Below are 24,779 nucleotides of genomic sequence, written 5' to 3' on the forward strand. Positions count from 1 at the left end.
CTAAAAACCAGTACAATAAAAGTAACAAGTACGCGTTTTTTGACGATGAATCGCCCTAAAATCAAGGAGGATGATGCAACATGACAACGAGAATAATTATGGATTGTGATCCTGGAATTGACGATGCAGCAGCCATTTCGGTAGCGCTGAATAATCCGGAGTTTGATGTGCGTTTAATTACCACGGTGGCAGGAAACGTGACGGTGGATAAAACTACCCGTAATGCGTTGAAGCTGGTGCATTTCTTTGACAAAAAAGTTCCGGTTGCCAGTGGTGCAGAACAACCTTTGATTAAACCTTTTGAAGATGCGGCGCGCATTCATGGTGAATCAGGGATGCCTGGTTATGATTTTGATGAGTATGTTGGTGATACGGTAAAACATTCCGCAATGGAAGCCTTATATTTAACGATTATGCGAAGCTCTAAGCCGATTACGCTGGTGCCAACGGGAGCTTACACAAACATCGCGTTGTTATTATCGGTTCATCCAGAAGTTAAACCTAAAATCAAACGGATTGTTGCGATGGGTGGCGCACTTGGGCGCGGTAATATGACCAGTGCGGCTGAGTTTAATGTGTTTACGGATCCGGATGCCGCTAAAATTATGTACGCATCAGGGATCCCCATTGTGATGATTGGGTTAGATGTCACAATGAAAGCTTTGCTAACACCTGAAACTTTGGAGACGGTATCAATGTTGGGCGAAGCTGGAAATATGTTAGCATCGATCTTCAAACATTACTATGAAGGCCATGAAGGTGGCATTCCAATGCATGATGTAAATACGATTTGTTACTTGTTGCATCCAGAATATTATCAAACAGTAAATTACTGGATTGATATTCAGACTGACGGACCCGCAATTGGAGAAACAGTTGCCGATATTCGGGGAGCTTATCACGGTGGGCAAACAAATGCCGAAGTTGCCGTTGGTATCGATGCGGATGATTTTAATCGGTGGTTTATTGAAGAAGTTCGACAAATGAAAGTGAATTAAACAAGTTATTCTGGAAATCTCAAAAGATCAAAAGTTAGTAAAAAAATTACTCAACTTTGATCTTTTTTTGTGTGATAAATAAAAAATATAGCGTATTTAGTTACATATAAAAAAATGAAAGGATGGCAATTATGAAAAATCAATCGTTTGTGAACACGACGTATATACGATATACTAAAATTGATTATTTTGATGACAACTTATGGAATCCTATTTTACGAGGAGGTAATACGATGAACACAAAGCAAACGATCAAACCACGACATGTTGGAAATTCAACTGTTTTAACGGTTCCAACAACGATTAAGATCGATGAAAATGTTCGTTATTTTGTAACTAAGGGAGCAGATGGGGCAATTGTGTTTATGCCACAGATTGCTAATCCATTTGAAGAGCCGGAATTACGTCAACAAATTACAAAACAAGAATCCGAGTTTGAAAATGTTAAACCAGAAGGACGTGAAAATGATGAATAAGTACCCACATTGTCAGGACATTATTTATCTTGATTTTGATCCTTCGGCTGGTAAGGAAATTAATAAACGCCGTCCTGCAGTTGTGGTAAGTGTGACGCCTTATAATTATGCAACAGGGCTTTGTGTTGTTTGTCCAATTACACATACAAAACATAAATTCGGCTCCGTTAAGGTACACAATGCAAAAATCGATGGCTACGTAAATGCGTGGCAAATATATTCTTTTGATTACCATCGATGTCACATGGAAAAAATCGCGATGCTATCAACAGCTGATTTTAATTTGGTTATTCAAAATTACACTCAAATTCTAAGTCAGGGAATTGAAGCTTAAACCAGTAAACAGGGCTAATCATTGATTATCTCGGCGCCAACATCTGGTCCCCAATCTAATTCCCGCTCATTAAAACGACCATATTTGGCAATGTGTTGATCAATCTGATTCTAAAAGGCATCCTTATCTTGAGTTTGCAGAATATAGGAAGTTTGGTCTCTTTGAAGAAAATCGATTTTTGAATTGGCTGTAAGTTTCAATTTTTTTCGTATGTTTTTTGGAATTGTAATGCGACCCCTTGATGTGACTTTAACTGTTATTTTGTGATTCATTTCTTGTTTCATCGTATCAATTCCTCGTGTTATTTCTCAATTACAGCCTGGGATTAAATTGTCAGTTCGTCAATCAATTTACTATATAAAAATAGTGTTCAAAAAGCAGTTTAAATTAATCAATCGTAAGCAGTTGTCACTGTTGTCAGCTGTAATAGTGTAAAATGACCAGTAGGTATCAAAATCAGATCAAGATTTGGAGTAATAGAATGCGTCGTAGAATAATGCCGTCTCGAATTTGGGACCGGGGGAAAAAGCTTTATCGTGCGAATAAAGTCAGAATTGATGATATTGATGAAGAAAAGCAGGAAATTATTGCCACTGTCTATGGAACCCATGCGTATGAAGTGCACGTCAATCAAGAAGATCCGGACAAAGATTACTGCAGTTGTCCTTATTTTCCAGATAATGGTTTTTGTAAACATATTGCGGCTGTCGTAGAGTTTTTTAAAGCTCAAGGGTTACCAGTGGAGGGACTTTTTAATAAGGATGGCTCTCAAGACACAGAAAAGGTTACAAAACCCAAAACACCAGTTGTCAGTTTTCCGGAAATTAAAATGGTTTACCAAAAAAAGTCACAGGCTGATTTAGATGGGGAACGTTTTTTGCAGAACTTAGATTTACCGGAAACGCAATATTTTCAACCACTTCCTGAAGTATCACCGGTTAATTTAAACCTTGAGGTAACTTTAGTAGCAGGTCTCGTCAGTGAAGGTTGGAATTACCAAGCAGAACACCGCTTATTTCTTCGTTTCCGAATTGCTAATGAAATTGACAATAAATTTTATGTGGTCAATGATATTGATCGGTTTTTTACGGCTTATGTGAACCATGAAGTTTTTAAAACAACCGGCAAAGCCGAATTTTTACTTGATAAAAAAGTTTTTTCGAAACCGGATCGTGAATTGCTGGATTTTATTGCTAGCACTGGTAGTGCGCAGTTTGAAGGTGACAGTTCGCTGGATCCTAAGAAGTTTTTAATGCTTGAAACTTATCTTGTTCCACCATTCATTGAACTCCTTCAAAAACTACCGTTATTTCATTTTCAACAAGGCGAAAACCAATTTGTATTTGACGAAATCAGTTTTCAAACTTTCAATCCTGATGAGGGCCTAATTACAGGTGAACTAACTCAAGACGACGATGGCTACCAACTAGTCATCCAAGGTGGGTTTCAACTTTCTGTTCCCAGCAGTGCCTTGCTGATCAACCAAAATCAATTTTACCAAGCGTCATCACAACAAATGATGATCATTGAAGCGATTGTTGAACACTATAATGCCATTATGACCAATAGCAATTTAGGTACGAACGATTCAAACAAAATGCATTTTGCATGGGGAGAAGAAGCCCAATTAAATAAGCTTATTGAGTTCTTCAAAAAAATTGGCGTGATTACTTTACCGCCAGATTTCATTACCAACCAAATGACACCCCATTTTGATTTGAGTCGAGATAAAACTACCCTGCAATTGAAACTTGGTTATGAATATAACGGTAAACTGTTTGACAGTAATAAAATTAATCAGGTTTCTCAGAGCTTACGTAATCTTGATAAAGAAGATCAGACGCAAGATTACTTATTTAATTTACAGTTTATTCCGCAAAATGGCACTTGGATGAAAGACTTTGACGATACCGATGTTTTGTACCGGTTCTTCATGCAAGAGCTGCCAAATATGCGGCAAAACGGGGTAGTAACAGTAAGTGATGATCTACAAAGTTTACTGCACGATTCAGAAGACTTAGCACCCAAAGTAGCTGTTTCAGAAGATGACGGCTTGTTATCTGTTAAGTTTTCGCTTAAAGGCGTCGATGAAAACGATGTTGATAATGTATTAGAGCAACTGGACTTTCAGCGCCAATACATCACGCAACCTGATGGTTCTTTAGTTCTTATAGATGATGAATTTCGCAAAGTTAGTAAAGCGCTGCTCAACATTCGCCAACAAGGTAAATTTAAAAATGGTGAGCTTAGGGTCCATGCTTCCCAGGCATTCGCAGTTCAAGCCGCCTTACAGGGAACGGCCAAGTTTGATAAGAAGTTTAGCCAATTAACGGAAAACCTCGCTCATCCGGAAAACTTTGTGATTGATTCCCCGCATCCGATTCATGGACTGCTGCGACCGTATCAGAAGGTCGGAGTTAAGTGGTTAGAAATGCTTGATAGTTACAACTTTGGCGGCATTTTGGCCGATGAAATGGGGCTGGGAAAGACGATTCAAATGATTGCCTTTCTTTTGGACCATCTTGATAAAGATAAGCCTGATTTAATCATTTCTCCAGCTTCTTTGATTTACAACTGGCAGGAAGAATTCAGTAAATTCGCCCCAGAAATTAAAACGCAAGTTGTGGATGGCAATAAAGCCAATCGGCGTGATTTGATTGAAAATGGGCAAGCCGACGTGCTGATTACGAGTTACAACAGTGCCCGTTTAGACGTCACAGAATATAATACGCGAAAAATTAACTATCTTGTGTTAGATGAAGCTCAATTTGTGAAAAATTCGAGCACAAAAACTAACCAAAGTATTCGCAAACTAGAACGCAAAAATACGTTTGCGTTGTCCGGAACGCCGATTGAAAACCGCGTGGAAGAACTGTGGGCAATTTTCGAAATTGTCATGCCAGGACTTTTACCAAGCAAAAAAGCGTTCAAACAATTGACAGCAGACGAAGTAGCGGTGCGCGTTAAACCGTTTATTCTCCGTCGTGAAAAGTCAGTCGTGCTAAAGGATATTCCAGCTAAAGTGGAATCTAATTTGTACAATGAATTGACTAAGAAACAAAAAACAGTTTATCTGGCGCAACTCAAACAAATGCAGGTGAAAGTTCAGGGGATGACGGGTGCCAACTTTGTGAAAAACAAGTTAGCCATTTTAGCTGGTTTAACGCGATTACGGCAAATCTGTGATACACCAGCGTTATATTTAGACGATTACAAAGGCGATTCTGGTAAATTAGAACAACTTACCGAAATTTTGCGACAAGCCGAAGAGAATAACCGCCATGTATTAATTTTCTCGCAGTTTACCAGTATGCTCTCGATTTTAGAAACCGAGTTGAACAAACAACATTTGGCACATTATGTCTTGCAAGGTAGCACGAAACCTAAAGAACGTTTGGAAATGGTTAACGCGTTTAATGCGGGAGAGAAAAACATCTTTTTAATTTCGCTCAAAGCCGGTGGTACAGGATTGAACTTAACGGGTGCCGATATGGTTGTCTTGGTTGATTTGTGGTGGAATCCGGCGGTTGAAGATCAAGCAACTGCGCGAGCTCATCGAATCGGTCAGAAGAAACAGGTCGATGTGTTCCGGCTGATTACCAAAGGAACAATCGAAGAACAAATCTATAAATTACAAGAAAAGAAACGTAACTTTGTCGATCAAGTCCTTAGCGGTACTGAAAACAAAGGTTCATTGACCGAAGAAGAAGTTCGTTTAATATTGGGAATTGACGCAAAATAGACAAAGGCGGCGCGGCTCCTTGTCAAGTAGACAGTCAAATAATTAAAATCTTATGCATTTTTTTGAACGGCATGATTCCGGTATTCTTCCGGAGTCATGCCGTTTAGTGTTAGTTGGCGTCGTTCCGTATTATGCCATGCAATGTACGTCTTGATGATGCCGACAAGTTCGATTTCTGAAAGAGGTGCTTTGAAAGCCAATTCTTCTGTTTTCAACTGGCTCCAAAAACACTCCATTGCACTGTTATCACCTGGTGTTCCTGGGCGAGACATGCTGTGCACGATGCCTTCTCCGGATAACAGGGTGTTATAACTACCAGAAGTGTAAGCCGAGCCTTGATCGGAATGAAGAAATTGAGGCTTCACACCGTGGTTTGCTTTCAAGGCTTGCGTGATCGTTTCTGATACTAACTGCGTTGTCTCTGTGCTCGCTACACACCAGGCAATAATGCTGTGATCATAAAGATCTTTGATAGCGCTCAAACGTAATCGTTGTTTCTTACCTGGTCCGAATCTTAGCTCGCTACAATCAGTTACCCAAGTCATGTTTGGTTGCTCAGGAGCGAAATCGTGGCTGCCGTCTTCATGAAGTAATTTATTGGCGAGAATATACTCCTTCTTTTCTGCTTTACGATCGCGTTTGGCCACACGAATCGATGATTGAATACCGTTACGACGCATAATGCGCCGCACACGTCCTTGACTGATATGATAAGGTGTTTCCTTATTAAGATACATAGTCATCGTACGAACACCATAAATATAATTTTTTGACTCTTCACGTGCGATGATATAGGCCAAAATTGCTTTATTTTCGAGTTCTTGCGCTGTAACCTTGCGGTGAGTCCACTTGCAGTATGCAGCACGAGATACACCAACATATTGGCACATGAAACTAACCCCATACACTCGATTTGTGTCTGGGTTTATTTTTTTGGTAAGTGCTTGAACCGTGAGGTACTTTTCTTCTGTAGGGCATCCATCGTTTCGAACTCTTGGAGTTTTTTTAGCACAGCGACCTCTGTGGAGATATTGGCTAACCGTGCCTTGAGACGCTTGATCTCTAAATCTTTTAGTTCCAGTTCAGTCAACTGACCAGTATCTTCCTTGGCCTTACCGCGGCGGTCTGCGAGTGCGTCGGGACCACCTTGCTTGAACTTTTTGACCCAAGCATACGCTTGGCCATAGGACACGTTAAAATGAGTAGTCGCGGCAACATAGTTCATCTCGTTGGCAATGATCCATTGTGCGATCTCGATACGTTCGACCTGTTCTGTCTTTCTGCCATCTTTCATTGGGATAGTCCTCCTAGTGGTTGTGAGTACTTTACCACTAGTATACCGTTTGACCCACTGGTAGATGACAGAACTATTGGGAATATGGTATTGTCGCGCAAGTTGAGGATATGATGTTCCACCCGCTAGATAGGCCTGAATCACCTCCATCATGAACCCCTTTGAATACGTTTGTTGTTGGTGTCGACTTTGTAACGCCGCTACGCCACCTGCATCATAGCGTTCCACCCACTGAGCTATTTGCGAGGAGTGGACATCGTACTTCTTTCCAATGGCCCTGGCTGCCATTCCCTCCTTTATTAAATTAATATAGAAGAGTTTCTCTTCCACACTATATCTTGAACCCTTTCGACCCATAAAAAATACTCCTTCCTCAGCAGACAAGTTTTAATTATTTGCTTGTCTACCTTGGTAGGAGTATATCCTTTTAGTCGGATCTGTCATTAGCCTATTAAATATTCCAGGTAACTTTTGGAACTGGTGGCCAGATTTTACACCGATTAGTAATTTTTCATTTGGTTTGTTATCAATTTTTGTAGCATTCTTAATTCCTTTTAATTTTATGGAATACAAAAAACTTAATAAACAACGAATTATTGCTGGACTAACATCTATAGCACTTTTCTTGATGTTAACTAATCCACAATTTACTAAAGGTGGATCAGTGGTAGCCTTCCAATTTAATGAATTCGGTGCTGGTGGAATGTTTGTTGCAATTATTGTATCAATTGGCGTTAGCTTGATTATGGAGGCCTTTGGTAAATTCTCATTTTTCAGCGAAGATACTGTAATTCCGGATTTTGTGACTTCTTGGTTTGATTCGATGCTTCCGATCGGCATTATTATTTTAATCGGATGGCTGTTGGTAGATATTTGGAATTTCAATGTATATAACATTGTTCAATCTGTGTTTGCACCTTTAGCAAGTGGTGCCGATACCATCTATGGATTTACCTTCATTTTATTTCTTTATTGTTTTATTTACTCAATGGGAATTTCAGGATGGGTTTTGTCACCAGTGACACAACCCCTAATGCTAGGTGGTATTGCAGCAAATATGGCTGCAGTTGCAGCAGGACATCCAGCAACTCATGTTTTCACTAGTGAAGTTATTTATAGTGGTTGGGCATGGGTTGGTGGTGTAGGCGCCACAATGCCATTAGTTTTAATGATGCTTTTTATGGCAAAATCACAGAGATTAAAAGCATTGGGTAAGGCCTGTATTGTACCGTCACTTTTCAACATTAATGAACCAGTAGTATTTGGTACAGTCGTTTGGAATCCATATCTAATGATTCCCCTTTGGATAAACGGAATTGTTTTACCACTTATTACATGGATTGGATTAAAAGTTGGTTTGGCTGCTATTCCTAAGGCACTAATGCAAATGTGGTACATTCCTTATCCCATTTCAACTTGGTTGGTCAGTCCATCAATGGGAGCACTAATTCTATTAGCTATTGTATTCGCAGCAGCTTGGATAATTTGGTACCCATTCTTCAAAGTTTATGACCAACAAGTAGTGAATGAGGAAGCTAATCCAGTGGCCTGAATGAAAATTGATAAAGAAGTGAAAGGATGTTGAGTTATGACACAAGAAAATGAAGAGAATGGATCAGTAAAAAATACGATGGACATCATTATTAATGCAGGAGATGCGCGTGTGTTTATTTCAAAAGCATTGGATGATGTTGCGAACTTTGATTATAAAAGTGCTAAAGAAGATATGGAAAAGGCCAACGAAAAGTTAGTAGTTGCTCATCGGTTACAAACAAAGAAAATGCAAGAAGAGGCCGAAGGAGATCAGGTTGAATACTCAGTATTGTTTACGCATGCCCAAGATACTTTAATGACAATTATGAGTGAATACAATTTAACAAAACATTTAATCGTTGTTTTTGAAAAACGTGATAAGAGCAATGGAGGTAAATAATGAAACAGAGTAAATATCCATTTTTCCCAGAGAACTTTTTATGGGGAGGTGCCCAAGCTGCCAGTCAAGCTGATGGAGCTTACCAAGAAGATAATAAAGGGTTGAATTCATCGGATGTGCAACCTTACTTAAAGGGTTTATCTAATGATGAAATTCAAAAATTAGAAACACAAGGTATGAGATTAGAGCAAGTACAGACAAATGCAGCGGATAAGAAAGGGTATTATCCAAAACGCTTTGGAATTGATTTTTATCATACTTATCCAGAAGATTTGAAATTATTAGCTGGTATGGGGTTTAAAACTTTACGAACTTCCTTAGACTGGTCTCGAATTTTTCCTAATGGTGATGATGAAGAGCCTAATGTAAGTGCTTTAAAACATTATGACAAGATGCTAGATTGTATGCTTGATTTAGGTATTGAACCAATTATTACAATGAATCATTATGAAACACCAATTAATATTACGCTTAAGTATGGCGGCTGGCCAAATCGGAAAGTTATTCCGATGTTTGAAAAATTCGGTAAGACACTTCTTGATTGGTTTGGTAACAAAGTTAAGTATTGGATAGTGGTTAATCAAATTAATATGGTTCAAATTGAGCCCTTCTTATCAGTAGGAGTCTGTTCTGATCAATACAAAAATGAAGAAGAAGCATTGTATCAAGCTGTGCATAATCAAATGGTTGCAGCTGCGTGGATTAAACAGTATGCCACAACTTTAAATAATTCCGATCTTCATATTGGTACGATGGTAGCAGACGGAACCGTATATCCAGCAAGTTGTAAGCCTGATGATGTTATTTTGGCTATGCGTCAAAATCGTCTTCAATATTTCTTTACTGATGTTCAATTTCGTGGCTATTATCCAGAATATGCCAAAAATTACTTTGCTAAAAGAGGAGATCATTTAGATATTGAAAATGACGACTTAAAGTTGCTGAAGAGCAATCCAATGGACTTCCTTGCAATTTCATATTATTATTCAAAGATGGTTGATGCTTCTAAAAACAAGTATCAACCTGCAGATACCACTAAAAATCCTTATTTAAAAGAGAATCCATGGGGATGGGCTGTCGATCCACAAGGCCTTTATAATACATTGAGTCAATATTGGGATCGCTATCAAAAACCAATTATTATTGCCGAAAATGGTATTGGAATGTACGATGAGATTGAAAATAACAAAATTCATGATACCTACCGATCCGACTATTTGAGTCAGCATATTGAGCAGGTAGGACGAGCAATTCATGATGGGGCACAAGTAATTGCTTATTGTGCATGGGGACCAATTGATATTGTGAGTTGCTCATCACAACAAATGTCTAAACGCTATGGCTTTATCTACGTTGATAAGGACGACGAAGGAAATGGTAGCGGCAAACGTTTGTTGAAGGATAGTTACTATTGGTATAAACAAGTTATTGCTTCAAATGGCAAACAGCTTTAATAAAACTAACTAAGAATGAATTAAGACTGCTGTGTTAAAGAGAGGTGATAGATTTGCAAAAAGATCACAAAAAAGTTTTGTGGGAATATCTACAGGCAAATCCTGGTTGGCATACCTCTAGCGAACTAGCCGTAGCAATTGGCGTATCCACACGTAGCATCAAACGTTACGTAAAAGATCTAGTTGATACTTCGGCTATTTTTGTTAGTGAAAAAGGGTATAAAATTAATCAGAAAATAACGAACAAAAAACCGTCAAATATGAGTTATGATAGTGTGAAACGGGTTTTAACTAATGAGTTTACACGTAAACAATCTTTAAATGTATATGATTTATCTGAGCGCTTTTATTTAAGCGAGTCCACATTAATAAAACTCTTGGGAGAAATCACACATTATTTTAAGAGCTTTGATTTAGAATTAAGACGTTCGGGAGATAACTGGTTTCTGGATGGAGACGAGCTGAACAAGCGTAAAGTGATTAGTGATGTTTTGTACAGAGAGTCTGGTCAAACGTTTATAGGTACGAAAACAATTCAAGAGAGTTTTCCAGATATTAAAGTAAAAAATCTAGCGAATAATATCAGAGAAATCGCTAATTCACAAAACATTTATCTAAATGTATTTGATTTTAATAACGTTTTGTTACATGTTGCAATTGCTACACACAGAGCTAAAAATGGATATCAACCTCAGAGCGATTTATCTAAAAAAACAAGTGCATTTCAAAAAAATTCTGATAAAAATCAAGGATTGATATTCAGTAAACAATTGATTGATCAAATAGAGAAAAATGAAAAACTGAAATTTTCTGATGAAGAACGACGCAGCTTAATGTTGGTCATTCAGTTTTCTATTACTCGAAAGCATCGAAATTTAGAAGATACAATTAATCATGAAACGGCTATTCTAGTTGATAAATTAATTAAATATGTGAGTTCAATGCTAAATATTGATCTTAAAAGTTTGAATTTTCGGGATCAATTTGCGATTCATATTCAACGCTTGTTAGAACGTTCTTCACATGGCTATGTAGAACGTAATCCAATGACTTCTAGGATTCGGAAGTCGTCTCCGATTATTTATGAATGTGCAGTTTTAATTTCAAATCGTCTTGAGGAACTTAAAAATGTTTCTATTGATGATGATGAAATTGCATATATCGCAATGCATATTGGTAATGCTGTTTCTGAATATATTAACGAACTGCACAAACTTTATGTGATTGTTTTACTTCCTGATTATCAAATTGATAATAATAGTTTTGTAAGTAGATTAGAAAGACTATTTAGTCAAGATATCGTTGGGGGTGGGGTTGTAAATACACCAGAACAATTGCAGGAAAATCATTATCCAAGAAAAATCGATTTTGTCGTGCAGGTTAATTCAAACTATGTGCTTTCTAATGTCGTATACGCAAATATCTCACAGTTCTTAACACAATATGATTATCGTCAAGTGAATACAATTATTGAAACGGTAAGACATAAACAAGAAAGAGACAACTTTACAAATAATTTAAGACAATTTTTTCCAACTACTAATTTTGAAATTGTTTCTAATAAGATGAGCAGAGACAAGCTATTTAAAACGATATGCAATAAACTAGAAGAGAAAAATGTGGTTGATAAGGATTTCGTAAATCAGCTGAAAAAACGCGAAGAAATGTCGAGTACGGCGTTTGGAAAAGTTGCGATTCCGCATTCTTTACAAATGAGTGCTTTAAAGACACAAGTTTACATTGTTATTGCACCCAAAGGAATTAGATGGGATGAAACAGGTAATGAAGTAAATTTAGTTTTTGTTTTGGCTGTTAATAAAGATAACAAAAATTCATATCGAAATATATTTGATGATTTGTCTCAAATTGCGATTGATCCTAAGAATATTTCTAAATTAATTAGTTCTAAGAATTATGATGAATTTGTTGAGGAGTTAGCAGAATTACTTTGATAGACAGTAAATATTTGAGATGGCAGGTAGAATTATTTAAGATTCTATCTGTTTTTTTGTTTACTAGAAAGGACTTCCACATTAATCTGGTAATACAGTTCATTGTAAGCGCTTAATAATTCTATATACTAAAATTGTAGGGATGAAATGGAGGTGATGTAATGGGTAACTTGAATGCTCGTCAATTAACACTCGTTAAAATTTTATTGAATGTTCGTCGAACTACGGCAGGTGAGTTGGCCAAAAAGGTAGGTGTTTCGGAAAAAACTGTGTACAACGATCTAGAAGTTATTGAACCAGCTTTACAAGAATACGATGTCTTGATTGAACGACAGCCCCGTATTGGTATCACAGTGCAGGGAGATGTAACGAATCCCCAAGAGTTGATAAACAAGATTTCCAGAAAACGTTCGGTACCGGACAACGATAAGGAACGGGTCACGTATATTTTGACTCAACTACTAAAAGCAAATAGTTTTCTTACTGTTGAACAATTATCCGATGAATTGTTTATAAGTCCTAAAACTATCGAACGGAATTTAAAACAATTAGAATCTCAAATCAGGTCACAAGGTGTTCAAATTGAAAGACATCCCAAAAAAGGTGTGCGTTTAGTTGGCAGCGAGCCACAGAAACGTAAGATACTTTTTAAAACTTTAAATTCATTCTGGGATAATCATTGGGTAGCAAATCACAATGCCTCAGAGAACTTTATGAGCTATCAACAAATTACAAAAGACTCATTGATATCCAGTGAAATGACCGGTAAGTTGGTCAAAATTGTCACACAATTTGTTGAACAACAAAATGTCAAAATGTCAGATTATGCCTTTCAGTCATTAGTAATTCATTTAGCTATTGCAGTTCAGCGTGTTACGGATGGAAATGCAATTCCTAAAAGTTTTCAGTTCTTTAAAAAATTAGGTAACCAGAAACGAGATAAAGCCATAATTTTAGCAAATATGATTCAGAAACAGTTAAATATTACGTTACCTAAAGAAGAACTTGGTTATATTCAATTACATTTGATTTCGGCAACTACGGGTGTTATTAATCTGACACTCAAAAGTTCTCAATCGCCAGTTAAGGATAGACTAAGACTTTTACTTAAAGAATTTGGAATGGATGAGGAATTGTTGACAGGGCTAACGTTACACTTGGAATCAGCATTAAATCGATTACAAGTGGGTGCTAGTATAAGTAATCCTTACACAAGTATTATTAAACGCAATTATACACAGGCATTTGATGAAGCGTTAAAAATTGCCAAAGACTACGAGAAAAATGAACAGGTCCAGATGAATGATGATGAAGTTGCCTATCTGGCACTTTACTTAGAGGCATTTTTGGAAAGGCAACGAACAAATCATAACCGGTTACGAGTGATTATTGTTTGCAGCACTGGTCTAGGGTCCGCACAGTTATTGGCAGCAAAGGTTAGAAAGGAATTTCCTGAGTTGCAGATTGTTGGTGTGTTATCAATTCAAGAACTACAAACAAAATCGTTACATGATGTTGATCTAGTTATTAGTACAATTCAAATTCAGTTAAGTGGGATTCCAACGGTTGTGGTTTCACCACTATTAGAAAGCGGAGAACTTCAATCAATTAAAAATGTGATTCAGCAATCCAAACATGCACAAAGAACTAAAAACTCAGAATTTAAGAAATTAATTTATCCAGAATTGACTTTTGCTGATAGACAGTTAAACAGTTGGCAAGAAGTTATTCAATTTATTGGTGAAGAATTGGTAAAACATGGTTTTGCTCTAAAAGGCGTCACAGAAAGTGCGATTCAACGAGAGCAACTATCCTTCACTAGCTTTGGTAGTTATGCAGTACCACATGCTAATCCAAGTTTTGTTCAGAAACCAGTCATTGCGATTTGTTCATTGACGCATCCAATAAAATGGGGTGACCAGAATACTTCAATAGTTTTTTTCATTGCGATGACTAAAAAGTTAACGCAACCACAAATTGATAGTGTATTTGATGATTTTTATGATCTGGTTAGTAATAGTCGATCACTAGAAAAGTTAGTTGATAGTTCAACAAATACAGAACTATTTAATAAATTAATTGAGAAGGAGAATTGAGGCAATGGCACTTACAAAGATTATTCAACCGAAATTGGTAAAATTTAATTTGATTGCCAGTGATCGAGATGCAGTTATAGATCAGTTGGCTGATTTATATTTAAAAAACGGAGTGATTACAGATAAAGAACGGTACATTGAAGCTGTTAACGAACGTGAAACAGAAGGAACTACTGGTATTGGTGGAGGAATTGCCATTCCACATGGAAAATCTGAAGTGGTTAAATCCTCTGCAGTTGCCATCGCGAAACTAGCTAAGCCAGTTGAATGGCAGGCCTTAGACGATAAACCGGTAGAATATGTTTTTCTATTGGCCATTCCGGATGATGGTGATAATGAACACTTGCAACTTTTATCGGAATTAGCTGGAACTTTAATGGATGATGATGTACGTGAAAAATTAGAGTTAGCGGATTCAAAAGAAGATTTAGAAAAAATATTTATGAAATGAGGGAATTATTATGGCAAGAAAATTATTAGCAGTTACGGCTTGTGCAACAGGTGTTGCTCATACGTATATGGCAGAAAAAGCTTTGATCAAAGCAGCTAAAAAAATGGGTGTTTTAATCAAAGTAGAAACACAGGGAGCAACCGAAATTGGACATAAATTAACAGCTAAAGATGTTCAAATTGGAGAAGCTGTTATTTTTGCAACAGACACCAAAGTTAGAGATGCAGAACGATTTGAAAATAAAAAAGTTATGCAAATCAATGTAAGCGATCCCATAAAAGACGCAGAAAAGGTAATTAATGATGCTTTAGCGTTGGCAGATAAAAAGTGAGGAGCTGAGTAAAATGACGTGGAAGAAATTTGGTAAGCAGTTAGAAACACATATTATGACTGGTATTTCTTATATGATTCCGGTTGTAATCTCTGGTGCGGTATTAATGGCAATTAGTCGTGTTGGGGCATCCTTCTTTGGTATTTCAGACATTTGGGATCCGAAGTGGGCAAAAAGTGCCAACATGATCATTAGATTTTTAAATGTAGATGATGGTTGGGGTGGTATTGCCTTAGGATTGATGTTTCCAATCATTTCGGCGTATATTGCCTATTCAATCGCAGATAAAGGTGGTATTGCACCAGGTATTATTGGAGGTCTCTTGGTAGCCAATATGAATGCCGGATTCTTAGGTGCATTAGCTTCTGGTCTTATTGCTGGATATACAGTTAAGTTCTTAATTGATCATATTCATCTTCCAGAAGCTGCAAAATCGGTGCTACCCGTATTTATTGTTCCAGTGGTCGGGGCGTTTGTGACGTTATTTCTAATTCAGTATGTAATTGGTATTCCATTTGCCAGCTTGAATACAGGATTAGCTGCTTGGTTGAAAGGCATGACAGGTACAAATAGAATTTTATTAGCCGCGATCGTTGGTGGCATGGTTGGATTTGATTTAGGTGGACCTGTTAATAAAGCCGCTGTTACAACTGCAATGGCACTTTTAACAAGTGGTGTTTATGATCCTAATACAGCTGCTCAAGTTGCTATTATTATTCCGCCACTAGGTTTAGGACTGGCAACAGTTTTAGGCAAACGTAAATTTAATAACGAATTAAAAGAAGCTGGAAATGCTTCACTAGTTATGGGACTGATTGGTGTTAGTGAAGGTGCAATTCCTTTTGCCGTTGAGTCACCATTGAAGGTTATTCCAGCAAATGTGATTGGCTCAGCAGTAGGTAGTGCAATTGCGGTTGGACTTGGAGCTGTTAACCGAGCACCAATTTCAGGATTTTATGGCTGGTTTGCTGTTGAAAAATGGTGGGTTTATATCTTTGCAATTTTAGTTGGAACCTTAATTGTTACAGGGTTAACACTCCTATTCCGTAAGGATATTAAGGAAGAACAACCAGAAGAAACTGAAGAAACAAGTGATGATAACGATAGTGAGTACTTTTCTGAAGATCAGTGGGAGAATTAGTTAAAATGTCTAAGAATATACCAACAGTTTACCTTGTTAATCATACTCATTGGGATCGCGAATGGTATTTTTCTGGTCAAGATTCGATAATTTTAAGTGATCTACTTTTTACCAGTGCGATTAAAGAATTAGAGGCACATCCCAAGATGAAGTTTGTACTCGATGGTCAAATTTCTATTCTTGATGATTATCTGAATGTACGACCAGAGCTGCTGTCCAAAATCAAACAATTAGTTGCGGATGATCAGTTACAAATTGGGCCTTGGTATACGCAATCCGATGCACTGCATGTAAAAGGAGAATCTTTACTTCGAAACGGTATTATTGGTCAATTGAAAACTCAAAAATATGGTTCGCGAATGAAAGTAGGCTACTTACCTGATACATTTGGATTTAATAGTCAGTTACCAGTGATTTTGAATGAATTGGGGCTTGATAATTTCGTTTTTTGGCGAGGAATCGATCCAAATAAAACTGATGGCTTCTATTTTAACTGGCAAAGTCTGAGTGGCTCGAAAAATGTGACCGCAATTAATATGCCACAGGGATACGGAACGGGGATGTTGTTAGAACCTAGTCATCATTATGTGGATTATCGATTAGACCCGGCAGTCAATTTTATTGAAAAACATTCAGCTAATTTTGAAAAAGATGTCTTAATTCCAACTGGCAACGATCAAATGGATATTATTCATGATTTTGAGTCTAAAGTAGCCCAAATCAATAAAATCGGTAAGTATAAATATAAAATTGATGACTATGCCGGATTTGTCAAAAAAATTCAGCGTAAAGATCTTTCAAACTATGTTGGTGAATTTCTAGATCCAATTTTTGCACGCATTCACCGTAGTTGTGGATCAAGTCGCATGAATATTAAATTAGCCGTAAGTCATTTAGAAACTAAACTCATTCATGAAGTGGAACCAGTTATGGTGATTGGCAAAGCTTGCGGTATTGATTTGAGTACTGGTGTTTTAGTAGCAGCTTGGGAAAAACTATTAAAAAGTCAAGCACATGATAGCTTAGCAGGTAGTGTGGTTGATTCGGTTGCTGATGACATTATGCACCGTTTAAAAGAAGGCGAGGAGCTTGCTGACAGTATTATCAATACAGTGCAGCGAATGATTAGTCGTCAATTAAAATTAACCACTAACCAAGTTCTATTACTAAATCCTTTGCCCGAAAAAAGAGTGGACTTCCAAAAAGTACACGTAATTACTTCTCAAAAATATATAGAGTTTGATGACGTTCAAGAGTGTTATCAATTGAAACAAAGCTATGTAAAAGAGCGTAAGAATGTACTAAAAGAAGTTCCAGGAGGTACAGAAGAAGTTACAGAAGCTGGCTATTACGTGACGGATTATTTAATTAAAACGGAACTGCCATCAATGGGATATAAGATTATTAGTTTTCATAGTGTAGAAAATGAATTAAAACCCGAAATTCAGGATGAATTAAAGATTAGTGATTCGAAAGTTGAAATTTCATTTAGAAATCAAAATCTAATTTTGAGTCGATCGCACGGAGAAAAAATTGAAAACTTCCTGTTCTTAGAAGATCGAGGTAATGCGGGTGATACCTATGATTTTTCGCCTTTACCTAAAGATGAAAAAATTACTTTACATTTTGAATCAGGAAAAGTGGTTAAAAATAACCATTTTCAACAGTTGATTCTAAAGGGAAGTACATTATTACCTTTCTCGTTAGAAGACCGTCGTTTACACAAATACAATAAACAATTTAGGTACACGGTTAAGTTAACATTGCTAGAACTAGGGCAAATTGATGTTCAAATTAATTTTGATAATACAATCGAAGATCATCAACTTACGTTAGGAATTAACACAGGTGCGAAGGAAAATGCAAGAGCCTCTGTACCATTTGGATATTTGACGCGTAATTCTGAGAAAAATGTAAGTTGGCAAAAGAAATATGCAGAACGTCCTATAAATTATTGGCCACTAGATAATAATGTTTCGGTAACTGATGAACCAAATCAGAACATATCGGTTTTTACAGATGATGTGAAAGAATATCGTCAACATAATGGACAATTATTGTTTACAATGTTAGCCACAACTGATCAACTAGGGAAACCCAATTTAGTTAATCGACCTGGTCGTGCATCGGGGGATACAACTAAATTGGGACATCCATTAATTGCAGCGCCAAAAGCGGAACTGTTCCAAGAATTTCAATTTAATTTTCATATTTGTTTGACCGATCATTTTGATGAACTAGCAACCGCTAAAAAATCAGTTCAATTTTTAAGTAGCGTGTTGAGTTATCAGGTTCAAGAATTAAACCTTTTTGAAAATCGATTAGATAATAAATTACAAGACAGTTTAGTTCCAGATAAAAAATTACCTGTAAAACTTAGCTTGTTAAAAATTCCAAATGACTTAGTGATAAGTGCTTGTTATCCTGATTATTTCGATGAGGATGCAGTAATTGTGCGAGTAACCAATCCAACTAAAGATACGGTATCTTTTAATTTACCTAGAGGAGTAAAAGTCGTTGATGCGGTTGATGAACCAAAAGAATTTGAAGGAAAAGTAGACCCATATGATATTTTAACTTTGAAATATGTTACTACAGATAAGTTGATGAATATGGAATAGAAGCATAAATTTTATCAAGATATCGTTGAGTTATTTTGACGCAACGATATCTTTTTTTGTGAGGTTTTTATGATGACAATACTTATTGGATTAATTCCAGCTATTATTTGGGGAATAATGCCAACAATTTTATATTATGTCAAAGGTAGTGCAATCGAACAGTTACTTGGAACTACATTTGGAACGTTGATCGTGTCGATTATAGTGTTTGTTTACTTTAAACCGCAAATAAATTTGACGACAGGGATGTTCAGCTTAGTTTCTGGAATAGGATGGAGCATTGGTCAGTATGGTCAGTATTGGGCTTATCAACGTATTGGGGTGAGCAGAACCTTTCCTATTTCGGCAGGATTACAGATTATTGGAAATACTTTAATCGGTGGGTTGGTGTTTGGCGAATGGCAAGGTAGTGAGCAATTTGTATTCGGCGTTATCGGTATAACTACTACTGTTGTAGGATTGATTATTGGTAATATGACGCGATCTAATAAATTGGAAACGGACGGCAATTCCCATAAAATCGACTATTTAATTTTAATTCTCACAACCGTCGGTTATTGGAGTTATTCAGCTTTCCCCAAATTAATTCAAAATGGCAATGCAGTTGCAGAGCTGTTACCTCAAGCAGTTGGGATGACATTAATGGCAAGTATCCTTGCGGTAATGTTTAATCGAAATACTGGCTTACATTTCAATAAAATTCGATTAAATACACTAGTGGGAACATTGTTTGGTGTTGCTGCAGGGACTTATCTTTTGTCAATGTCGTTGAATGGGTTGGTTAATGCTTTTTTACTGTCCCAAATGAATATGGTCATTGCGACTTTACTGGGAATTGGTTGGCTTAAAGAAAAGCTGGTAGTTGGCATGCTGCGTGTTCTTCTGGGGTTGGCATTTATTTTTGTTGGGAGTGTTGTGGTGATTGTTATGACGGGTTAGATGGTAATTTGATTAAACTTATTTACTATGGTGTTCAGGACACTTAATTTAGAAATAAAAAAGCTCTTAATATATATTGTTGATCCATATCAATTAATGGAAAGCAAAATATGATTATGAGCTTTTTAAATTATGCTAACAATGATTCTGAAATCTGAAGTTTAACCGGTAAACTGTAAAGCTTGTCTAAAGTTATGGCAGGATCATCAATTTGTTTTAATAGAAGGTCAATTAATAAAGCCGAGATTTCAGCAATTGGTTGGATCACGGTAGCCAGTTTTGGATAATATTGCTGAATAAATTGCGTACCATCATAACCAATCAATTTTAATTGTTGAGGAATTTTAATGTGCTCCTCTGTTGCAATATCGGAAACCAAAATAGCATTTAAATCATCAGTACAAAAAATAGCATCAGGATGTTCATTCATTAAAAGATCCTTAATAGCTACACGTTTTAACTGAGGGGTCATACTAAAAGGCAACTCTAATTCATTTGTTGATAATTTATTTTTTTTAAGAATATCAAGATATCCCTGTAATCGTTCATTAGTTGGATTCTCGGGCGAATTAGCACCAGTTATGATAGTGATTTTTTTACTGCCAGTATTAACGAGACTGGTTGTTGCTAATCGTCCACCTTGATAATTATTTGAAGTTACAATTGGAATATGATCACCTAAATGTCGATCAGAAGAAACAATAGGTACGGAAACTTTTTCGTATTCTTCTATGCCGAGGTTATGAGTTCCCGTAATAATTCCATCAACCTGATTAGCTGACAGCATACGTAAATAAGCACGTTCCTTTTCAGCATTATTTGCCGAATTACATAAAATGACTCGATAGCCCTTGTCAAAAAGTTGGTTCTCTAGTGTTTGAACCAGTTCACCAAAGAAGGGGTTACTGACGCCAGGAAAAATTAAACCAATTAATTGAGTTTTTTTTCCTTGTAGTGACCGTGCTAAGTTATTAGGCTGATAATTTAACTCGTTGATTGCAGACCAAACTTTATCCTTTGTTTTTTGAGATAATGATCCATAGTTGTTAATGACACGTGACACCGTTGTAACAGAGACTTTTGCAAGATCTGCAACATCAGATAATTTAACCATGCTTTTTCCTCCATACTTAGATGGATTTCAAACGCCATCCTTGTACATCAAATTTTTGAGATTTTAGATGAGAAGTATCTAAGTGATAAGTATCAGCTTGATCAGGAAAATATCTGCCAGTCAAAGCTGTTGAACCACCGTTTAAGTATAGCTCAAAAATAGATTTATCTAAATAAAGAGTGAAATCAAGTTTTGTTTTTGAAGTTAATTTTACCGTTCTTGTGGTACCAAATTTACTGCCAATCTTTTTGCCAAACTTGTCTCGATCAACTTTAACAGTTGCGTTTGTGGAATCAAAAAAAATTGTTAAACGATTATCAGAATGATCAGCCTGTAATATTAATTTACCATTTGGGAAATTCTTAAAGCTAAAAGATACTTTTTCCTGTAAATCAAGTGATTCATTGATTGGATCAAAGCTAGTATCAATCAAATCAGTTGTAATAGGAGATTGAATTAAGTGAGTGCCTTGAAGTGATAGCTTTCGAACAAGACTCAAGCTACCTTGCCAGTTTTCTTGATCAGAAGGATACTTTGTTTCTGGAAGTCCGGCCCAGCCAATGGCGTATGTCTCTCCATTTGCGGTGTTAAATGCCTGCGTTGCATATAAATCAAACCCTGAATCAAAATTGTGCAAGGAACTGGGGTTAACAATAGTAAGTGTATCCCAATTGAAACTGTCTCCAACAATATAAGTATTTGGATAAATATTTTCATATGATAATTTCTGTTTTGAAAGGCCTTGAGGACAAAAAATAAAAACAGGATGTTGATTAATAAAAACTAAGTTAGGACATTCGATCATATAACCTAAGCTTGAAGATCCAAAATGAAGTTCATCAACATATGACCACGGTCCAGTAACTTTTGGGGCTTTGTAAACCAGTACATGACCAGTATCATCAGAACGACGAGCACCTAAAAAAGCAAAGTAGTTATTGCCATGATGAATAATTTTAGGATCACGAAAATGTTGAGTGAAATTAGTAAGAGGTTGATTTATTAAAGGAACTGGTAGTTTGTAAAAATCCCCCTCCTTATCCATCCAAGCCCCCAACTGATAGGCGTGACGTCCCCAATTAGCCGTTCGAACATTCCCTGTGTACATCAAAAAAAGTTGATCACCCATTGGTAGTGCGGAGCCAGAGTACGCGCCATGAGTTTCGTATTGAGTGTCTGGTAATAATGAAGTTTTCTCGTGTTTCCAGTGAGTTAGATCTGTAGAAGTCAGATGAACCCAGCTGCGAAGACCGTTTACAGCACCATATGGAAATGATTGATAAAACAGGTGCCACTTATTATTGAAAAAGGAGAAACCATTGGGATCATTCAGGAGTCCACTTTTAGGCTGAATATGATAGGCAAGATGCCAGATGGAATCTTGTTGTTGCTTTTCAAGTTTAGTTAATAAATGTTGACTATAGTGTGCATAAGGTTGATATCGTTCAATTGCTGTCCAAGTTTTCATTATAAAGACCTCCATAAGTTTGAATGATAAACGATTTCATTAGACATTATAGCATAAACATCAATAATAAAACTATTTTTGATAAACGATTGACATTTTTAAACAAGCATTATAGAATAGCCTTGTAATTAATAAAAGCGTTTACAAGGAGGATAATACATATGGATCATGAAAGAGCAGCTAAAGATATTTTAAAGCAAATTGGTCGAGATAATATTATTGCAGCGGCACATTGTGCAACTCGTTTAAGGCTAGTTATCAAAGACGAAAGTAAAATTGATCAGAAAAGTTTAGACGATAATCCTGCTGTAAAAGGGACGTTTAGGGTTAATGGACAATATCAAATTATTATTGGACCTGGGGATGTCGATAAGGTTTATGATCATTTAATTAAATTAACTGGACTTAAAGAAGTAACGCCTGATGATTTAAAAAAAGTTTCAAATAATGGCAAACGTGAAAACCCACTTATGGCTTTAATTAAGGTATTGTCAGATATTTTCATTCCGTTAATTCCAGCATTGGTTGCCGGTGGTTTATTAATGGCATTATATAATGTTTTGACTTCGGCAGGTTTGTTTGGTTCACAGTCTTTGGTGCAGATGTATCCGGGTGTTAAGGGATTTGCAGACATGGTTGATTTGTTTGCATCGGCACCATTTACCTATTTACCAATTTTACTGGGATTCTCGGCCACGAGAAGATTTGGTGGAAATGCCTATTTAGGTGCAACAATGGGGATGATTATGGTTATGCCAACTTTAGTGAATGGTTACTTAGTTTCTGAAGCTGTTGCTAAGGGGACAATGACCTACTGGAACGTTTTTGGTTGGCATATTGCACAGGCAGGCTATCAGGGACAAGTATTACCAGTATTGGTAGTAGCCTTTGTACTTGCAAATGTGGAAAAATGGTTACACAAGAAAATTCCAAGTACGCTCGATTTTCTATTTACACCAATGATTAGTATTGTAGTTGTTGCATTTTTAACCTTTTCGATTATGGGACCAATTTTACGTACGATTGGTAACGGACTGACTTCCGGCATTGTAGCTTTATATGATTCAACTGGATTTATTGGATCTGCAATTTTTGGATTCTTTTACTCTCCCATTGTTATTACTGGATTACATCAAAGTTTTCCGGCAATTGAAACTCAATTATTGGCAAATATTGCAAAAACGGGTGGTGATTTCTTCTTCCCAATTGCTTCTATGGCCAATGCAGCGCAGGGAGCTGCTGCATTAGCGGTGTTCTTCATTACTAAGAACGTAAAACAAAAAGGTTTGGCATCTTCATCAGGTTTATCAGCATTATTGGGAATTACTGAACCCGCTATTTTCGGAGTGAACCTTAAGATGCGTTATCCATTCTTTATTGCAATGGGGGCTTCATCAATTGCCAGCATCTTTATTGGACTGTTTCATGTCCGTTCTTCAGCTTTAGGAGCAGCTGGTATCATTGGATTTATTTCTTTCCCAGTTAAATATTATTTACCATTCTTCTTTAGCATTGCAATTAGTATTATTTTAGCATTCACTGCTACTTTGATTTATGGAAAAAGGTTTGCTGCTAAACAAGTAGAAGAAAACGAAGAAGGTTCTTCGACGGAATCAACCATGGTGAAGACGGTACCGTCTAGTGTGACAGATGAAGTTGTTTTTGCACCGGTGGCAGGGAAGTCAGAAAGTCTTCATAACGTAAAAGATCAAGTCTTCTCCGCAGAGATAATGGGTAAAGGAGCTGCAATTATACCAACAGAAGATGAAATCGTTTCTCCTGTAACCGGTACGGTAACAGTAGCCTATCCAACTATGCATGCCTATGGAATTAAGAGTGACGAAGGAGCGGAAATACTCATTCATTTGGGAATTGATACCGTAAATTTAAAGGGTGAATACTTCACATCTAAAGTTAAGCAAGGGGATAAGATTAAAAAAGGAGAAATGTTAGGTACTTTTGATATTAAAGCACTTAAGGAAAAAGGCTATGATTCAACTGTGATGATTGTTGTCACAAACACAAATAAGTATGCTGAAGTAGCACGCATTGATACCGATAAGGTTGCAAAACTTGATCCAGTGATTGCGTTGACGGCTCATACAGCAACTTTTTCTTCAGCAACTAATCTGGAAGCTTAAATTTAAAAATTGTGCACAAGTAGAACTTTGAAATTCTACTTGTGCATTTTTTCTGCTGAATCATAGAATGTGTCATTACAAATAGGTTTTATTTAAAAACTCAAGATTGAAAGTATCAAAATCACTTCAATAATTGCTGTTGAACTACTCAAAGAATACCAAGTGAAAAGCTTTGGTATCTTTTTCTTTCTAAATCGTCACAAACCTCACTTTATAATGTAAAATTGATACTATGGTAATTATCGTATTTGAGTAGGCCTATGAACTATAAAAAATCATCTTAAAAATTTTGGA

Annotated in this window: 20 protein-coding genes; 15 read left to right on the forward strand and 5 right to left on the reverse strand. The window is 36.6% G+C overall.

Annotated features, from left to right (window positions below):
- The first annotated feature begins 80 nt into the window (after positions 1 to 80).
- The 3 genes from rihC (at position 81) to AB3219_RS04255 (ending at position 1,808) form a co-directional block, all read left to right on the forward strand.
- Positions 81 to 998 (forward strand): ribonucleoside hydrolase RihC, encoded by a 918-nt coding sequence (gene rihC / locus AB3219_RS04245; protein ID WP_216763170.1) that lies wholly within the window; start codon positions 81 to 83, stop codon positions 996 to 998.
- Between the two features lie 233 nt (positions 999 to 1,231).
- The gene (locus tag AB3219_RS04250; protein ID WP_216763171.1) at positions 1,232 to 1,474 is read left to right on the forward strand and encodes a type II toxin-antitoxin system PemI/MazE family antitoxin; all 243 of its coding nucleotides are present in this window, start codon (positions 1,232 to 1,234) and stop codon (positions 1,472 to 1,474) included.
- Positions 1,464 to 1,808 carry a type II toxin-antitoxin system PemK/MazF family toxin gene (locus AB3219_RS04255; protein ID WP_216763172.1) on the forward strand — a complete coding sequence of 115 codons (345 nt, stop codon included), beginning with the start codon at positions 1,464 to 1,466 and terminating at the stop codon, positions 1,806 to 1,808. The genes AB3219_RS04250 and AB3219_RS04255 overlap by 11 nt, the downstream gene beginning before the upstream one ends.
- Positions 1,809 to 1,918: 110 nt before the next feature.
- Here AB3219_RS04255 and AB3219_RS04260 read toward each other — a convergent pair whose 3' ends face one another.
- Positions 1,919 to 2,092 carry an AbrB/MazE/SpoVT family DNA-binding domain-containing protein gene (locus AB3219_RS04260; protein ID WP_216754616.1) on the reverse strand — a complete coding sequence of 58 codons (174 nt, stop codon included), beginning with the start codon at positions 2,090 to 2,092 and terminating at the stop codon, positions 1,919 to 1,921.
- Positions 2,093 to 2,289: 197 nt separating this feature from the next.
- Between AB3219_RS04260 and AB3219_RS04265 the strand changes: the two genes are divergently transcribed.
- Positions 2,290 to 5,550, forward strand: coding sequence for an SNF2-related protein (locus tag AB3219_RS04265; RefSeq protein ID WP_216763173.1), 3,261 nt, complete (start codon positions 2,290 to 2,292; stop codon positions 5,548 to 5,550).
- A gap of 50 nt (positions 5,551 to 5,600) precedes the next feature.
- Here the strand turns inward: AB3219_RS04265 and AB3219_RS04270 are convergent, their stop codons facing one another.
- Together AB3219_RS04270 and AB3219_RS04275 are read right to left on the reverse strand one after the other, a co-directional pair.
- Entirely contained in the window at positions 5,601 to 6,479 is an 879-nt protein-coding gene (locus AB3219_RS04270) for an IS3 family transposase (protein WP_367369456.1), read from the reverse strand.
- Positions 6,476 to 7,201 carry a transposase gene (locus AB3219_RS04275; protein WP_367369330.1) on the reverse strand — a complete coding sequence of 242 codons (726 nt, stop codon included), beginning with the start codon at positions 7,199 to 7,201 and terminating at the stop codon, positions 6,476 to 6,478. The genes AB3219_RS04270 and AB3219_RS04275 overlap by 4 nt, the downstream gene beginning before the upstream one ends.
- Positions 7,202 to 7,265: 64 nt before the next feature.
- Between AB3219_RS04275 and AB3219_RS04280 the strand changes: the two genes are divergently transcribed.
- From AB3219_RS04280 to AB3219_RS04325, 10 genes are all read left to right on the forward strand, one after another.
- Entirely contained in the window at positions 7,266 to 8,396 is a 1,131-nt protein-coding gene (locus AB3219_RS04280; RefSeq protein ID WP_367369457.1) for a PTS sugar transporter subunit IIC, read from the forward strand.
- A gap of 36 nt (positions 8,397 to 8,432) precedes the next feature.
- A complete protein-coding gene (locus AB3219_RS04285) occupies positions 8,433 to 8,777 on the forward strand; it encodes a PTS lactose/cellobiose transporter subunit IIA (RefSeq protein ID WP_216762976.1) in 345 nt (114 codons plus the stop codon).
- Positions 8,777 to 10,231 carry a glycoside hydrolase family 1 protein gene (locus AB3219_RS04290; protein WP_216762977.1) on the forward strand — a complete coding sequence of 485 codons (1,455 nt, stop codon included), beginning with the start codon at positions 8,777 to 8,779 and terminating at the stop codon, positions 10,229 to 10,231. Before AB3219_RS04285 ends, AB3219_RS04290 begins: the two co-directional genes overlap by 1 nt.
- 53 nt (positions 10,232 to 10,284) lie before the next feature.
- Positions 10,285 to 12,183 carry a transcription antiterminator gene (locus tag AB3219_RS04295; RefSeq protein WP_216762978.1) on the forward strand — a complete coding sequence of 633 codons (1,899 nt, stop codon included), beginning with the start codon at positions 10,285 to 10,287 and terminating at the stop codon, positions 12,181 to 12,183.
- Between the two features lie 161 nt (positions 12,184 to 12,344).
- Complete coding sequence (locus AB3219_RS04300) at positions 12,345 to 14,279, forward strand: transcription antiterminator (protein ID WP_367369331.1); 1,935 nt, start codon at positions 12,345 to 12,347, stop codon at positions 14,277 to 14,279.
- 4 nt (positions 14,280 to 14,283) lie between these two features.
- Positions 14,284 to 14,730: a PTS sugar transporter subunit IIA gene (locus AB3219_RS04305; RefSeq protein WP_057804934.1), complete on the forward strand. Its 447-nt coding sequence runs from the start codon at positions 14,284 to 14,286 to the stop codon at positions 14,728 to 14,730.
- 10 nt (positions 14,731 to 14,740) lie between these two features.
- Positions 14,741 to 15,061 carry a PTS fructose transporter subunit IIB gene (locus AB3219_RS04310; RefSeq protein WP_367369332.1) on the forward strand — a complete coding sequence of 107 codons (321 nt, stop codon included), beginning with the start codon at positions 14,741 to 14,743 and terminating at the stop codon, positions 15,059 to 15,061.
- A gap of 13 nt (positions 15,062 to 15,074) precedes the next feature.
- Complete coding sequence (locus AB3219_RS04315; RefSeq protein ID WP_216762980.1) at positions 15,075 to 16,202, forward strand: PTS fructose transporter subunit IIC; 1,128 nt, start codon at positions 15,075 to 15,077, stop codon at positions 16,200 to 16,202.
- A 5-nt stretch (positions 16,203 to 16,207) separates the two neighbouring features.
- The gene (locus AB3219_RS04320; RefSeq protein ID WP_216762981.1) at positions 16,208 to 18,823 is read left to right on the forward strand and encodes a glycoside hydrolase family 38 C-terminal domain-containing protein; all 2,616 of its coding nucleotides are present in this window, start codon (positions 16,208 to 16,210) and stop codon (positions 18,821 to 18,823) included.
- A 72-nt stretch (positions 18,824 to 18,895) separates the two neighbouring features.
- Entirely contained in the window at positions 18,896 to 19,762 is an 867-nt protein-coding gene (locus AB3219_RS04325) for a GRP family sugar transporter (RefSeq protein ID WP_216762982.1), read from the forward strand.
- A 130-nt stretch (positions 19,763 to 19,892) separates the two neighbouring features.
- Here the strand turns inward: AB3219_RS04325 and AB3219_RS04330 are convergent, their stop codons facing one another.
- Entirely contained in the window at positions 19,893 to 20,876 is a 984-nt protein-coding gene (locus AB3219_RS04330; RefSeq protein ID WP_216762983.1) for a LacI family DNA-binding transcriptional regulator, read from the reverse strand.
- Positions 20,877 to 20,892: 16 nt separating this feature from the next.
- A complete protein-coding gene (locus AB3219_RS04335) occupies positions 20,893 to 22,344 on the reverse strand; it encodes a sucrose-6-phosphate hydrolase (protein ID WP_260365834.1) in 1,452 nt (483 codons plus the stop codon).
- A gap of 161 nt (positions 22,345 to 22,505) precedes the next feature.
- Between AB3219_RS04335 and AB3219_RS04340 the strand changes: the two genes are divergently transcribed.
- Positions 22,506 to 24,485, forward strand: a complete 1,980-nt coding sequence (locus tag AB3219_RS04340) for a sucrose-specific PTS transporter subunit IIBC (RefSeq protein WP_367369333.1) — start codon at positions 22,506 to 22,508, stop codon at positions 24,483 to 24,485.
- Positions 24,486 to 24,779 lie beyond the last annotated feature (294 nt).

It is taken from the genome of Pediococcus ethanolidurans, assembly GCF_964062635.1.
GTDB classification, from domain to species: domain Bacteria; phylum Bacillota; class Bacilli; order Lactobacillales; family Lactobacillaceae; genus Pediococcus; species Pediococcus ethanolidurans.

Bases quoted from the DNA above. Each gene is read 5' to 3' on its own strand.
- rihC (WP_216763170.1), top strand. From the start codon at position 81: ATGACAACGAGAATAATTATGGATTGTGATCCTGGAATTGACGATGCA.
- AB3219_RS04250 (WP_216763171.1), top strand. From the start codon at position 1,232: ATGAACACAAAGCAAACGATCAAACCACGACATGTTGGAAATTCAACT.
- AB3219_RS04255 (WP_216763172.1), top strand. From the start codon at position 1,464: ATGATGAATAAGTACCCACATTGTCAGGACATTATTTATCTTGATTTT.
- AB3219_RS04260 (WP_216754616.1), bottom strand. From the start codon at position 2,092: ATGAAACAAGAAATGAATCACAAAATAACAGTTAAAGTCACATCAAGG.
- AB3219_RS04265 (WP_216763173.1), top strand. From the start codon at position 2,290: ATGCGTCGTAGAATAATGCCGTCTCGAATTTGGGACCGGGGGAAAAAG.
- AB3219_RS04275 (WP_367369330.1), bottom strand. From the start codon at position 7,201: ATGGGTCGAAAGGGTTCAAGATATAGTGTGGAAGAGAAACTCTTCTAT.
- AB3219_RS04285 (WP_216762976.1), top strand. From the start codon at position 8,433: ATGACACAAGAAAATGAAGAGAATGGATCAGTAAAAAATACGATGGAC.
- AB3219_RS04290 (WP_216762977.1), top strand. From the start codon at position 8,777: ATGAAACAGAGTAAATATCCATTTTTCCCAGAGAACTTTTTATGGGGA.
- AB3219_RS04300 (WP_367369331.1), top strand. From the start codon at position 12,345: ATGGGTAACTTGAATGCTCGTCAATTAACACTCGTTAAAATTTTATTG.
- AB3219_RS04305 (WP_057804934.1), top strand. From the start codon at position 14,284: ATGGCACTTACAAAGATTATTCAACCGAAATTGGTAAAATTTAATTTG.
- AB3219_RS04310 (WP_367369332.1), top strand. From the start codon at position 14,741: ATGGCAAGAAAATTATTAGCAGTTACGGCTTGTGCAACAGGTGTTGCT.
- AB3219_RS04315 (WP_216762980.1), top strand. From the start codon at position 15,075: ATGACGTGGAAGAAATTTGGTAAGCAGTTAGAAACACATATTATGACT.
- AB3219_RS04320 (WP_216762981.1), top strand. From the start codon at position 16,208: ATGTCTAAGAATATACCAACAGTTTACCTTGTTAATCATACTCATTGG.
- AB3219_RS04325 (WP_216762982.1), top strand. From the start codon at position 18,896: ATGACAATACTTATTGGATTAATTCCAGCTATTATTTGGGGAATAATG.
- AB3219_RS04330 (WP_216762983.1), bottom strand. From the start codon at position 20,876: ATGGTTAAATTATCTGATGTTGCAGATCTTGCAAAAGTCTCTGTTACA.
- AB3219_RS04335 (WP_260365834.1), bottom strand. From the start codon at position 22,344: ATGAAAACTTGGACAGCAATTGAACGATATCAACCTTATGCACACTAT.
- AB3219_RS04340 (WP_367369333.1), top strand. From the start codon at position 22,506: ATGGATCATGAAAGAGCAGCTAAAGATATTTTAAAGCAAATTGGTCGA.